Origin of the sequence: Cytobacillus sp. FSL M8-0252, from assembly GCF_038007345.1 — a bacterium.
Taxonomy (GTDB): domain Bacteria; phylum Bacillota; class Bacilli; order Bacillales; family Cytobacillaceae; genus Cytobacillus; species Cytobacillus kochii.
This window is the reverse complement of sequence record NZ_JBBOWZ010000001.1, coordinates 4338087-4351137: the sequence shown is the minus strand read 5'-3', so window position 1 is coordinate 4351137 and position 13051 is coordinate 4338087. Positions and strand designations below refer to the sequence as shown.

The following is a 13051-nucleotide window of genomic DNA, read 5'->3' as shown; positions in this document are numbered from 1 at the left end:
TTGCAAATATAAAAAGAATAGGTGAAGAAAATGGAAGAAAAGAATAACTATCGCGTATTGTTATACTACATGTACGTACCAATTGAAAACGGAGAAGAGTTCGCGATTGAACACAAAGCATTTTGTAACGAACTAGGATTAAAAGGCCGTATTTTGATTGCAGATGAAGGAATTAATGGGACTTGTTCAGGAACTGTAGAACAAACAAACCGCTACATCGAGCATATGAAAGCAGACCCACGTTTTGCTGATATGATTTTCAAAATCGATGAAGCAGATGAACATGCGTTTCCAAAAATGAAAGTACGTTATCGTCCAGAGCTAGTTACTCTTCGATTAGAAGACGATATCAATCCAAATCAATTAACAGGTAAACATTTAAGTGCGAAGGAATTCTACGAGAGCTTAAATGATGAAAATACAGTTGTTTTAGACGCAAGAAATGATTATGAATATGACTTAGGTCACTTCCGTGGTGCCATTCGCCCAGATATTACAAACTTCCGCGACCTCCCTCAATGGGTAAGAGATAATAAAGAATTGCTAGGCGAGAAGAAAATTGTCACTTATTGTACTGGTGGTATTCGTTGTGAAAAATTCTCTGGCTGGTTACTTCAAGAAGGCTTTAAAGATGTCGGTCAACTGAATGGTGGTATCGTCACTTACGGAAAAGATCCCGAAGTTCAAGGCGATCTATGGGATGGCCAATTATATGTATTCGATGAAAGAATCGCAGTACCCGTCAACCGCAAAGAACATGTAGTTGTAGGTAAGGATTACTATTCTGGTGAGCCATGTGAACGTTACGTCAACTGTGCCAACCCAGAATGTAACAAAAAAATCCTTTGTTCTGAGGAAAATGAACACAAACATTTACGTAGCTGTTCCGAAGAATGCCGTTCACACCCACGCAACCGCTACATCGCAGAGCACGGGTTAACTGAAGAAGAAGTTAAAGAAAGATTAGCAGTATTATCATAATTAATGGAACCCCCGCAGGCTTTATTCTATGGGGGTTTTTGTGTTTTTGGAAAAGGTATTTGTGTAGGTGCGTAATTGATTGATATATGTAAATGAAAGTTGATTTTGGGTAAATACTGCGCGCGAAAGAGAAAGGGAAGAAAGTAGGAATTGTTCGTAAATGGTGGATACGCGCAAAAGGGAAAGGAAAGAAAACCACAATTGCGCGCAACAGGCAGATCCGCGCAAAAGGGAAAGGAAAGAAAGCAGGAAATGCGCGTAACAGGCGGATACGCGCAAAAGAGAAAGAAAAGAAGCCGAGAAATGCGCGTAAAAGGTGGATACGCGCAAAAGAGAAAGGAAAGAAGCCGAGAAATGCGCGTAACAGGCAGATACGCGCAAAAGAGAAAGAAAAGAAGCCGAGAAATGCGTGTAACAGTCGGATACGCGCAAAAGAGAAAGGAAAGAAGCCGAGAAATGCGCGTAACAGGCAGATACGCGCAAAAGGGAAAGGAAAGAAAACCGGAATTGCGCGCGATAGGCAGATACTCGCAAAAGAGAAAGAAAAGAAGCCGAGAAATGCGCGTAAATGGTGGATACGCGCAAAAGGGAAAGGAAAGAAGCCGGGAATTGCGCGCAACAGGCAGATACGCGCAAAATTAGAAAGGAAAGAAGCCGAGAAATGCGCGTAACAGGCAGATACGCGCAAAAGAGAAAGGAAAGAAGCCGAGAAATGCGCGTAAAAGGTGGATACGCGCAAAAGGGAAAGGGGAGAAAGCAGGAAATGCGCGTAACAGGCGGATACGCGCAAAAGAGAAAGAAAAGAAGCCGAGAAATGCGCGTAACAGGCAGATACGCGCAAAAGGGAAAGGAAAGAAAACGGGAATTGCGCGCGTGTAAGATATCAAAAAGGTAGGTGCGTAATCGTAACAAATGGTTTTTCCTCTTAGATCCTAAGTTACAGTCAATATTTGTTTTGTTTATAATAAGTAGATTTTCCTAAGCCATGACTTTCAAATTTGTTAAGCATGAAATAGTTAATGAATCTTTTACTAACCTCTCCACCAATCCAGTCAAAAATATTAGCCGTAGTTACCTTACGTTCTGGAAAAAGTGCCATATAATCTTGAATATTGTATAAGACAGTATCGTTGACTGTAGCAGAGTGATGACATTTCATGCAGGAAAATGTCTTTTTATGTTTTCTTTTCATCTTCCCTCCACAAACCCCGCAAAATAGCCCTTTCGCCATCTGATCAAAGTGATATTCAGGTTTATGGAGCAAGTGGATATCGTTTATGTGATTTGTTAATAAGGTATCAATAATTTTTGTGTGCATCCGTTGGGGTGAAAAGGTTTGTTGTTTGAGACCATCCAAGAATTCAGGGATTTGTCCTGGAAGAATGAGTTGTTCTTGATGAGAGGCACCGTAGAGGATAAAAGTAGGGTGGACGAAAATAAGGTAATAGTCAAACGGCATGTTAAGTTGGTACTTTTTTAAGAATTGATGGAATAAGGGTTCGGCACGTTTGATCTGGTTGAGGGGATTCTTCATTTCTTTGTGAGAGGGGCTATACCACTTATCTCCATCTACTGAAAAATTTCCTTGGAAGTTTTTTACTTCAAAAAGTACTAGTTTGTTTTGGAGAATACAGAGGGCATCAATTTGAATCGTAGATTGGTTCACTTCAAATTGAAGATCATATAGAATCGGGATGTTCTTCGGGAGTTCATTCAGATAGGTGGCCCAATTCTTCTCACCATTATAGCCTTTTTGTAAAGATTGAAGATAGTACGCAGATTCTGGAGGTAATTCGGTGCGACTGTGGATTGCTCGATAAAAACGGAGAGTAGTCGAAGCTTCGAGTGGTTTATAAACAGTCAAAAACATCATCCTTTCTTTTCCAAAATTATAACCGATAAGAGTGCCACTGTCATTCTTTTTCACCAGTAAGTCCAGTCCTTCATATGTTATAAAAGGACATGCTCAGATAGGAGTGAACATGATGGTTTCGGTTTCAACTTTTGCAGAACTGCAAACGGCAATTAGTAATCAAGAGGATGTTATTACGGTTACGGATAGTTTTGATCTTGAAACAACTCTATCAATTAACTACACAGTGGAGATAAGTGGGGAAAATACATCTATTATCTTGACCAGACTTACGGGGTTTACAGGATACCTTTTTAATGTTGCTACAAATGGGAACCTACTTTTGCAAGGTTTAACTATAGATGGTAATAAACAAAATACTGTCGCCTCTTCGATTGTTTTTTGTACAGGTACGGGTATTGTAACGCTTAACGATTCATCCTTGCAAAATTCTTCTGTGCCAAGGGGAGGTGCCTTCTATCTAACTGGATCTGCTATTTGTAATGTAAACAATTCAACCATTTATAATTGTGATGCCTCAGAGTTTGGTGGAGGTATATATATTGCTTCAAGTGCACATGCGAATATCACCGATTCAATGTTAGTGCAGAATGTTTGTGCTAGCTTTGGTGGAGCTATTTTTGTGAACCAAGGAAGTGCCACTATTAATGGGTCAGTTATCTCCAATAATATCGCGACCGTTGGTGGGGGCATTTACTTTAATACAGGTACAAGTTTTACTATTGCTGATACGGATATTATCGGGAATCAATCAACAGAACCAACTGATACGAGGGGGGCAGGTGGGGTCTTAATCAACCCGGACGTTATTGGAAGCTTCATGAGAGGTAGCATCGCAAACAATACTGCGTTAAAAAATGGAGGCGGCTTGTATATTAACCAGCGATCTCAAATCGCCTTTAACGATGTTTTGCTAACTGGAAATTCGACATCAAGTAATGGTGGAGCTTTCTTTGCTAACATTAATAGTGTGATAAATATCGTTAACTGTGAAGTGGCGGACAATATTGCCAGTAATGGAGCTGGTTTATTTATCAATTCAAATGCAACGATTACTCTATCTCTTTGCCGTATTTTCTCTAATCAAGCCAACCTTAATGGCGGTGGGGTATACTTTAATAATGAAACAAGTACGATATTCGACCAATGCACGATATTCGAAAATATTGCTGCTAATGGTGGAGGCGTGTTTGTCAATTTAAATGCGGGGCTTCAAATCATTGAGAGTATCATAAGAAATAATCGGGTAACTGAAAGTGGCGGCGGTGTGTTTGTTAATGATATTACAGAAGTCGTTCTCACTAATATTCAAGTAACTGATAACTATGCTGGTGAAACAGGTGGAGGCATATTTACGAATACAAATAGTCAAACAAGGATAACAGAATCTCTAGTTGAACGTAATGAAGCTGCCCTAGTTGGCGGAGGTATTTTTAATACAGGTGAAATTTCTTTTGTAGGTAGTAATAGTGTTGGGGGTATTGGTGTGAATATGGCTGAAACTGCACCAGGTATATATAATGGTGGTATTCTACTCATGCAAGATCAGCTTGGGGATGCGAACGGGCTTTATATTGTTGGTCGAAGTAACGTAGCCTACATTACCGCACCGCTTATCCAAGGGACTGTTGTGCAATTAGATTTAACCAATTATGTCACACCAAATGATGCTGGTACACCAATCGTAGTTGCTGAATCGACCGCAACTTATCCGATCTTAGTACAATCAGATGCGGATAAATTTTTTAAGCCGACAACCGAGTTTGAGGATTGGGTGATTCGTTTAAGTGATGACAATACGCAAGTCCTGTTGGTCAGATTACCTAATGATACAATTACTTATCAAAATATATTTAGAACTGTGAGTCCAAACCCACAAACGTACACAGCTTCAGAACTGCCAATTATATTAAATCCACCAGGACCAGTACGTGGTTACCGATTTGTGAATTGGTATAATACTGCGGGGCAGGTGGTAACGGTTATTCCAGCAGGGACAACAGGGGATCTTATTCTTTATGCAAGGTGGGCTCCAGCTAGTGATATGTTATCATCCACTTCTGATGTTCGATTGAAACAACATCATTCCAGTGCTAAAATAAATAATCGTTAAAATCAGACGAAACAGGAGATAGAATACAAGATGTATCATGCAGAAACGTGGAATGAGAAAATTAAGCTATTTTTGCAAGTGCTATGGCCGATTATGGTGACGCAAATAGGGCTATATGCAATGAATTTAACGGATACGATGATGTCTGGCCGCGTTGGAACGGATGATTTGGCTGGAGTGGCAATTGGGTCCAATATATGGATGCCGGTATTTACAGGGATTAATGGGATTATGCTTGCTATAACTCCTATTGTGTCGCATTTACTAGGACAAGGTAAAAAGGAGAAAATATCCTATAGTGTGACACAAGCGTTATACTTAGCTGCTATTATTGCTGTTATTATACTTTTAATCGGTATTTTTTTCCTGGAGCCGATTTTAAGTTTAATGAGCTTGGCTCCAAATGTTGAATATATTGCTTTTCATTATTTACTTGGCTTATCAATCGGGATTGTGCCGTTATTTTTATACAATGTGCTAAGGAACTTCTTTGATGCACAAGGATTCACACAAATCACGATGATCATTACCATATTAGCGGTACCAGTAAATATATTCTTGAACTACTGCTTAGTGTTTGGTCACTTTGGTTTTCCAAGGCTCGGCGGAGTTGGTGCAGGTTATACAACGGGCTTTACGTATTGGTTCATTCTAATTATTAGTATATTGATCAGTTTTAAAATCGGTAAAATAAGAAACTACAAAATTGGGAAAGTTTGGTTTAAGCCATCAATAAAAGCATGGAGAGAACAATTATCCATTGGAATTCCAATAGGATTAACAATTTTCTTTGAATCTAGTATTTTTGCGGTTGTGACCCTTTTAGTTGGTATGATGTTTTCAACGATTACAGTAGCAGCCAACCAAGTGGCGTTTAGTTTCACTTCCTTATTATTTATGATCCCTCTTAGTCTATCAATGGCGATGACAATTATGATCGGGTACTCTGTTGGGGGCAGACGTTTAGACAACGCAAAAAAATACAGTTTGCTTGGTGTTATAGGTGGAATGGCATTTATGGGCTTTGCTTCTATCTTCTTGTTGTTCTTCAAAGAACAAATTGCCGCCATCTATTCGAATGATCCACAAGTGATTTTACTTGCGGCTAACTTTTTTGTGATTGCTATTTTTTATCAGATTTCAGATGCTGCTCAAGCGGGGTTACAAGGTGTCTTACGAGGCTATAAAGATGTGAAAATACCATTTATCATTGCTTTTATATCCTATTGGGTGATTGGTATTCCAGTTGGCTATGGTTTAGCTGCCTTTACAGAGCTTGATGCATACGGTTTTTGGATTGGTATTTCCGTAGGGCTAACTGCAGCGGCAATCGGTTTCTACATTCGTTTGAAAACCATTCATCATAAGGAAAAGGAAAAACAAGTAGGAATATCCGAGCTGTCATAAAGGCTCGGGTTTTTTGTTCATAAAATGTTCTCATGAAACCGTTGTTCTATATATGGTATGAAAGTGACCGTAGTGTTAAAATGGTTGATGAGGGGGAGAGACATGAAAAAGATAGTCTATTTATTTGTGGCCATTACGGTTTTAGCCATTCTTAGCGCATGCAATAAAGAGGTTGATCCAGAACAACGGTTATCTCAATATATAGAATATTGGAATAAAGAAGAGTTCGCAAAAATGTATGGCATGCTCTCAAAAGAGGCAAAGGAATCAGTTAGTGAAGAAGACTTTGTCAGTCGCTATGAAAAAGTATATACAGATTTAGGCATTGCTAACTTAGACATTTCACATAAAAAATCAGAGAAAGAACAAGATACAGATCAGCAATCATTACAACTACCCTTTTCGGCAAAAATGGATAGTTTAGCAGGAGAGATTGCCTTTGATCATCAAGCAACATTAGTTAAAGAAGAGAGAGACGATGAGGAAAATTGGTATATTGAATGGGATACGACTTATATTTTCCCTGAACTTGGCCCGAATGATGAAATTACATACAACACAGTGAAGGCAAAACGGGGAGAAATTGTCGATCGTTCAGGCGATCCACTTGCTTTCAATGGGACGATTTTAGAAATCGGCATTGTTCCAGAACAAATGGACTCTGAAGATGAAACGGTTAAGCAAGTGGCAAAATTACTTGAGATCTCAGAGAACTCTGTTAAGGATAAACTAGGCGCGAGTTGGGTACAGGCAAATCAATTTGTGCCAATCAAGAAAATTGCGACGAATCAAGAAGAACTATTAAATAACTTGATGAGCATACCAGGTGTATTAAAAAAGGATATTGAAGGTCGAGTATACCCTGGCGGCGAGGCGGCCTCACACTTAATTGGTAATGTCGCTCAAGTGACGGCTGACGACTTGGAGGAACACGAAGGAAAAGGATATGGCAGTAATGATGTCATCGGACGCCGCGGCTTAGAGAAAGTATATGAGGAAAAGCTGCGTGGTTCAAATGGTGTCTTAATAGGGATTAAGAAAGAGGACGGTTCAGAGGTAGTAGTGGCCGAAACACCAGTAGAAAATGGTAGCAACGTTCAGTTAACCATTGACCTCACATTACAAGAGGACTTGTATAAAGAACTGGATCATAAGCCAGGCACTGCGGCCGCCATTGACCCTGTTACTGGTGAAACATTGGCCCTTGTCTCTAGTCCAGGGTTCGATCCGAATCAAGCAACACTTGGATACTCTGCCTCGCAATTAGAAGAACTAGAAGAGAGTGGTGATAATCCATTCTTGAACCGTTTTCAACACACGTATGCACCAGGTTCCGTGATTAAACCAATTACAGGTGCGCTTGCACTAAAAGAAGGAGCCATTAAACCTGAAGATACAATAGAAGTGAAGGGCTTGCAGTGGCCGGATGATAATCGCTGGGGTGATTACCGAATCACAAGGGTAAGCGATCCTGGAAAGCCAGTCAATTTCGATTTGGCTATGATGTATTCGGATAATATTTACTTTGCAAGGGCAGCATTAGAGCTAGGAAAAGACAAATTAACTGCTGGGTTAAAAGAATTTGGCTTTACAGAGGATATTCCCTTTGCCTATCCACTCGAATCTTCTACAATCGGCGAGCTGGATAAAGAAACATTAATTGCCGATTCCGGTTACGGGCAAGGACATGTTGAAATGAGCATCCTTCACTTGGCTACTTCTTATACACCTTTTATCAATAATGGGTCAATGATTAAACCGATCTTGCTCCTGAATGATGAAGAAAAGAGCCAAGTATGGAAGGAAAATATAATTGATGAAGCTACCGTTAAAACTGTAGCTGAATCGATGAATAAAGTAGTGAACGAACCAGGCGGTACAGCACGTACGGCACGTATTGAAGGCTACCCGCTAGCAGGGAAAACGGGGACAGCGGAACTGAAACAAACCGCTGATGAAGAGGGTAAAGAAAACGGCTGGTTTGTTGCCTATAACCCGGATGACCCTCGTCTCCTTATCTCAATGATGGTTGAAGGTGTCGAAGAACAAGGTGGCAGTAAAATCGTCATCGAAAAAGTGAAAGATACATTTGAGAAAAACAAAGATCGTTTCTAATAAAGAACAAAGTTGAAGGTTGGGACTCGGTGGTTCCAGCCTTTTGTTATTTTTAGATGCTTGATGTAATAACATGGGGGTGTAGTGGAAAAGAGAGGGGTGCTGCGTTGAGGGGGGGGTGTGTGGAAATGTACTAAAAACCGGAGAGAGCAAGAAAATATGGTAGGGAACGGCGGGAAGCGAACCAAAAATCGGAGTGAGTAAGAAAATATGGTAGGGAACGGCGAGAAATGTGCCAAAAACCGGAGAGAGCAAGAAAAGATGGTAGGAACCGGTGAGAAGCGTACCAAAAACTGGGGTGAGCCAAAAAAAATGGTAGGATTCGTCGAAAAGCGTACCAAAAACCGGAGAGAGCAAGAAAAGATGGTAGGAAAAGCCGAGAAGCGAACCAAAAACCGGAGAGAGCAAGAAAAGATGGTAGGAAACGCCGAGAAGCGAACCAAAAACCGGAGAGAGCAAGAAAATATCGTAGGGAAAGACGAGAAGCGAACCAAAAACCAGAGCGAGCCAAAAAATATGGAAGGAAAAGCCGAGAAGCGTACCAAAAATCAGAGTGAGCAAGAAAAGATGGAAGGAAACAGCGAGAAGCATACCAAAAACCGGAGCAAGCAAGAAGAAATGGTAGGGTACGACGAGAAGCGAACCAAAAACCAGAGTGAGCAAGAAAAAATGGTAGGAAAAGCCGAGAAACATACCAAAAATCAAAGTAAGCCAAAAAAAATGGTAGGATAACGGACAGAATCGCCTCAACAGAGCTTATCCCTATGGCTACCAACCCGATCCACGATTCTCCTTTCTCGAGGAGTTACCTTTCAAAAAATTTTATCACTCCTATAACCACCCCCAACCGATCAAATCTTCGGGAGAGATAAGCAGCACATGCCGTGACTACATCGTAAATCAACGATCAAAACATCCTCTGACGTATCCCGCGCAATCGCTTATCAAACAAGTACTCCGGTGATTGGGATAGCAACCTAGCCTAGTCATGTTTCGACAAAAACCTTTATTTTCCTCAAGGGATGATGTCGAAAAATATTTTATCGTAAGTATCTATACAAGCCCATCTATTCGTTATATGATACATCTGTATTGAAAGGAATATATTTCTAAAAATAGAGAGAATAGGGGAATTGGGAATGAAAAAAGCTATCCATCTACTTTTATCCATGATGCTCGTTTTTTCTTTCATCCCTGCATCCGTCCTAGCGGAGACAGAGAGTACGGAGGAAACACCGACATCACCAGAAACAACTGATGTGGAACAACCATTAGATATTCAATTGCAAAATCCAGAATACATTGATGGGCAAGTGAAATTGAAATGGCGAGTAAAATATGAAGAATCTGCAAATGAGAATGCAGAATTGTTCACCCTCGTTAAAAACGGAGAACGTTCGGTTCTTGCCAGCCAACCAGAAATGAGTCAAGAACAAACTGGGGAAGATGGCGTTTATCGTATATATGAATTGATTGATTCTGAGGTGAAACCTGGAGATACAGTGACTTATGCGATTGCGCAAGGTAAGGCGCAAAGTAACGAAACAACGTTAACGGTTGAAATGCCGGTTGTAGAAGAGGAAGCTAGCGAAGAGTCACCAAAAGAAGATGAAACAGTTGTTGAGGAAGAAGAACAAGTTGCGGATGAAGAAGCAGCAGTAAAAGATGAAACTGTCCCTTCCTTAAATATTGTTGCTCATAAGATAACTGATACAACAGCTGACATTTCGTGGAGTTTAGTGGATGTTGATGAATTTAGATTATACGTTGATGGTAATTTAAAAGAAGTCGTTTCACCAAATAAAACAACCTATGCATTAACGAAATTAGCCCCTGCTAATACATATAAAGTGAAAGTAGAAGGTGTTCAAAAAGGTAGTGTAGTATCTTCAGCAGAGGTAGAAGTAACAACATCGGCAGTACCGACAGGAGAAGTTATTCCATTCGAAGACAGTGCCCTTGAGCAAGCAATTAAAGATGAATTAGGTTTAAAGCGCGCTATTTATCAAGCTGACTTAGACCGTTTAACCAGTCTATCAATCTCGAATTTATGGGTAACATCTATTGAAGGATTACAATTTGCGACAAATTTAGAAACATTGCATCTCGGTTATAATGACATTGCTGATTTAACACCAATCAAAGCATTAACAAAGTTAAAAGACCTTGATGTCACAGGATTAGCTATTACAGATACAAGTATTTTTAGTACAAGTTTAGTGGAATTAAATATCTCTCATGCTTCACTAGCCAACTTGGATTTCCTTAAAAAATTAACGAATCTTCAAACAGTTTATGCTTATGGCCTGCCTTGGATTGGTGAAAATGCTGCGGCACAAGCTGTACTGAAAGATTTAACTGCAAAAGGCGTAACCGTGTACAGCAATGAAGCAGATGATGTAAATATGATGGTAGAGCGTGGATTTGTCAATGAATCAAGTATCCAAGTGTATTGGAGTTTCTGGCCTGAAGCCAATATCAATTTGTACCCAGATCATTATATTGTTTCTATTGACGGGAAAGAAACGAAAGTATCTGGTTTAGAAGAACATGTATTTAAGAACTTAAAGGCAGATACAACCTATGATATCGTTATTAAGGCTTACGACGGTAAACAATTAATTGGTCGGGCAACAATGGATGTGAAAACGGCAAAATTACCTGAAGGAAAAAAAGTGTCGATTAAGGATAAAGGGTTAAGAGACATGATTAAGATGACTCTTGGCATTAGCCGTGACATATATGAAAGTGATATGAAAAATTTAACTTCACTGTATGTTGATTATGAAGGTGTTCGGAATTTAGCTGGGCTAGAGCTGGCTACAAACCTTGAAGAGCTATCGATAACAGGGAACCCAGTCAGTGATCTAACAGCGATTAAAGGCTTGAGTAAATTATCGGTATTATATATTGATGACACGAAAGTGAAAGATTTAAAACCATTGTCGGGCTTAACAAACTTGAATATGCTTGTTGCTTCCTACAATCCTGGACTCGATTTATCACCAATACAAGGTTTACCTAACTTACAATCGCTTTCAGCTGATAGCAATGGATATAAAAAGCTCCCTGCTTTGCCAAGTAGCTTAATCGAATTATCACTATATGATAATGAACTAACAAGTCTTAAAGGAATTGAAAAAGCAACCAATCTGCAATACTTAATCGTATCGGATAATCCAATTAGTGATTTCAAATCACTAGCGAAATTACAGTTGTTATTTTTACTTGCAGATTATACAAATATGACGAATCTTGATTGGTTAAATTCTGAGAATGCCCATGTTTTACAAGGTCTCATTATTTCGGGTAATGCTATTACTGACATTACGCCACTTAAGAATGGTAATAATCTATTATTCTTAGCAATGGATGAAACAGCTATTACGGATATTTCGCCATTACTAGATTTACCTTACTTAGCTGTTGTCTCTTTCATCTCGGTCCCAACGCTTGACATTTCGGAAGGCTCGAAAGCGATGGAAGTGATTAAAGAATTAAGAATGCGCGGTGTGGAAGTTTTCTATGAAGAAGAAATGGGGAACTTAAGCTTTACCTCTTTAACAGCGACGCATGATTCGATCTATGCAGAATGGGAATATAATGGAGAAGAAGAAGTAGCAGCTTATGAATTGTATATAGATGGTGAATCAGTAGATACAGTATCAGGAACAGAATCTAGTTACGTATTTACTGGACTATCTCCGGGAACGCCGTATGAAGTTGCTATTGCAGCACTAAATGCGGATGGAGAAGAAATTGAAATTTATTTCGATTATGTATTCACGATTAGTGAAGATCTTTACTTCACAAAAGTAGAAGCAACAGAAGACTCTATTGAAACAGAATGGATATACGATGGTGAAGGAGCAGTCTATGAATATGAAATCTCTCTAAATGGAGAAGAGTATGAAATCGTGGATGCAGATACACTCTCGCATATTTGGACAGAACTTGAAAAAGATACAACATATACTATTGAATTGATGGCATATGACGAAGAATATGAAATCCTTGGCTATACTTATGCAGAAGCAACAACAACAGTAGATGAAGATGGAACGGGCGAGGGCAACACCCCTCCTCCACCAACGAAAAAACCAGACCCAGGCAATGGCAATAAAAAACCAAATGATGGTAAAACACCAGCAGATGTCATCAAAGGGAAAAAAGAACAAATGAAATCTGGCGCCAAACCAGAGGAGAAAACAGGTAAGTCTCTACCAAATACGTCAACCAACAGCTATAACTATTTAGCAATGGGTATGACAATCTTACTAGCAGGTACCATCATGTTATTCCTTGCAAGGAAAAAACAGCCGTCAGTGAAATGATGAACAAAGAGTGACACTAAAATGGTGTCACTCTTTATTAAGTTCCGGCGAACAATGTGAGGAAAATTAGTTTCTATTGTGTTTGTTTTGCTCTAGCCTCTTTACAACCAAACACATGAGCATAAGTTATACCTATACCTTTTGGGAAAAGGTATGGGCAAAGCCAAAATGCGAACAACAGGTATGAAGATGTGCAAGTTACCTAGAAACAATTGGTTTGAATCGGAT

Annotated in this window: 9 protein-coding genes; 8 read left to right on the top strand and 1 reads right to left on the bottom strand. The window is 39.6% G+C overall.

What is annotated here, in order from left to right:
* The first annotated feature begins 30 nt into the window (after positions 1 to 30).
* The 3 genes from trhO to MKX83_RS22040 all read left to right on the top strand — a co-directional run bounded on the left by trhO (position 31) and on the right by MKX83_RS22040 (position 1876).
* Complete coding sequence (trhO, locus tag MKX83_RS22050) at positions 31 to 981, top strand: oxygen-dependent tRNA uridine(34) hydroxylase TrhO (RefSeq protein ID WP_341058020.1); 951 nt, start codon at positions 31 to 33, stop codon at positions 979 to 981.
* A gap of 150 nt (positions 982 to 1131) precedes the next feature.
* Positions 1132 to 1623, top strand: a complete 492-nt coding sequence (locus MKX83_RS22045; protein ID WP_341058019.1) for a hypothetical protein — start codon at positions 1132 to 1134, stop codon at positions 1621 to 1623.
* A gap of 19 nt (positions 1624 to 1642) precedes the next feature.
* Positions 1643 to 1876, top strand: a complete 234-nt coding sequence (locus MKX83_RS22040) for a hypothetical protein (protein WP_341058016.1) — start codon at positions 1643 to 1645, stop codon at positions 1874 to 1876.
* A 48-nt stretch (positions 1877 to 1924) separates the two neighbouring features.
* On the opposite strand, the gene MKX83_RS22035 is transcribed toward MKX83_RS22040, so the two are convergent.
* On the bottom strand, positions 1925 to 2845 hold the full coding sequence (locus tag MKX83_RS22035; RefSeq protein WP_341058014.1) for an NERD domain-containing protein: 921 nt from the start codon (positions 2843 to 2845) through the stop codon (positions 1925 to 1927).
* Positions 2846 to 2963: 118 nt separating this feature from the next.
* On the opposite strand from MKX83_RS22035, the gene MKX83_RS22030 reads away from it, so the two are divergent.
* From MKX83_RS22030 to MKX83_RS22010, 5 genes are all read left to right on the top strand, one after another.
* A complete protein-coding gene (locus MKX83_RS22030; RefSeq protein WP_341058011.1) occupies positions 2964 to 4967 on the top strand; it encodes a hypothetical protein in 2004 nt (667 codons plus the stop codon).
* A 30-nt stretch (positions 4968 to 4997) separates the two neighbouring features.
* On the top strand, positions 4998 to 6374 hold the full coding sequence (locus MKX83_RS22025; protein ID WP_341058008.1) for an MATE family efflux transporter: 1377 nt from the start codon (positions 4998 to 5000) through the stop codon (positions 6372 to 6374).
* Positions 6375 to 6476: 102 nt separating this feature from the next.
* A complete protein-coding gene (locus MKX83_RS22020) occupies positions 6477 to 8489 on the top strand; it encodes a penicillin-binding transpeptidase domain-containing protein (RefSeq protein ID WP_341052419.1) in 2013 nt (670 codons plus the stop codon).
* 261 nt (positions 8490 to 8750) lie between these two features.
* Positions 8751 to 9221 (top strand): hypothetical protein, encoded by a 471-nt coding sequence (locus MKX83_RS22015; RefSeq protein WP_341058003.1) that lies wholly within the window; start codon positions 8751 to 8753, stop codon positions 9219 to 9221.
* Positions 9222 to 9628: 407 nt separating this feature from the next.
* Positions 9629 to 12823 (top strand): leucine-rich repeat domain-containing protein, encoded by a 3195-nt coding sequence (locus MKX83_RS22010; RefSeq protein ID WP_341058001.1) that lies wholly within the window; start codon positions 9629 to 9631, stop codon positions 12821 to 12823.
* Positions 12824 to 13051 lie beyond the last annotated feature (228 nt).